The organism is Pseudorhizobium marinum (assembly GCF_000705355.1).
Classification (GTDB): Bacteria; Pseudomonadota; Alphaproteobacteria; order Rhizobiales; family Rhizobiaceae; genus Neorhizobium; species Neorhizobium pelagicum.
In genome coordinates, this window is sequence record NZ_JMQK01000068.1 from 1 (window position 1) to 1077 (window position 1077).

Genomic DNA, 1077 nt, shown 5'->3' on the forward strand with positions numbered 1-1077 from the left:
TTGTAATCGTCGGCCCATTCCGCAATGGCGCACCGGGCATGGTCGAGACCAAAGAACAGGCTCTCGTTGAGCAGCTCGTCACGCATGCGGCCGTTGAAACTCTCGACATAGCCGTTTTGCATTGGCCTTCCCGGCGCGATGTAGTGCCACTCGACCTTGTGATCCTTCGACCATGCAAGGATGGCATTCGAGGTCAGTTCGGTCCCGTTGTCGGAGACAATCATGCCGGGCTTACCCCGTCGCTCGATAAGCGTCGTCAGCTCTCGCGCAACACGACGACCTGATATCGATGTGTCCGGGATCGCCGCCAGGCATTCGCGCGTGACGTCGTCGACCACATTGAGGATGCGGAAACGCCTGCCGCACGCGAATTGATCGTGGACGAAATCCAGCGACCAGCGGGCATTGGCCTTTGCTTCAACGAGGATCGGCGCACGCGTGCCAACAGCACGACGCCTGGCTTTGCGCTTGCGCACGGAAAGACCTTCCTCGCGATATAGCCGGTAGATGCGATTGACCCCAGACGCCTCTCCATCCCGCCGAAGCAAGATGAACAATCGACGATAGCCAAACCGGCGGCGCTCATTGGCCAGATCGCGCAGCTTCGCTCGCAACTCGACCTCCGGCGGTCGAGAGGATCGATAACGGACCGTCTTTCGGTCTGCGGATATGATCTGGCAGGCCCGCCGTTCCGAAAGGCCCATGATGGCCTTCAGGTGCGCGACAGCGTCACGCTTGGCGGCAGGCCCTACCATTTTTTTGAAAGAAGCTCGCGGAGTGCGGCTGTATCCAGCATCTGTTCGGCGAGAAGCTTCTTCAGCTTGGCGTTCTCGTCCTCCAGTGCCTTCAGACGCTTGGCCTCAGACACCTCCATGCCGCCGTATTTGGCCTTCCAGTTGTAAAAGGTTGCTTCGGAAATCCCGTGCCTACGGCAAAGATCAGCGGCCTTCGCTCCGACCTCCTGCTCCTTCAACACCGCAATGATCTGTTCTTCCGTAAATCGCTGCTTCTTCATAAGTCCGTCCTCAATGGGCCGGACTCTAATCCATTCTGGAGGAAATTCGCAGTGGCAGGTCA

The 1077-nt window shown here is 58.5% G+C and carries 1 pseudogene; it reads right to left on the bottom strand.

The window, feature by feature from the left end:
• Window positions 1–1015: pseudogene (locus EO99_RS0125400) on the bottom strand (IS3 family transposase); the annotation flags it as partial.
• Window positions 1016–1077: the final 62 nt, after the last annotated feature.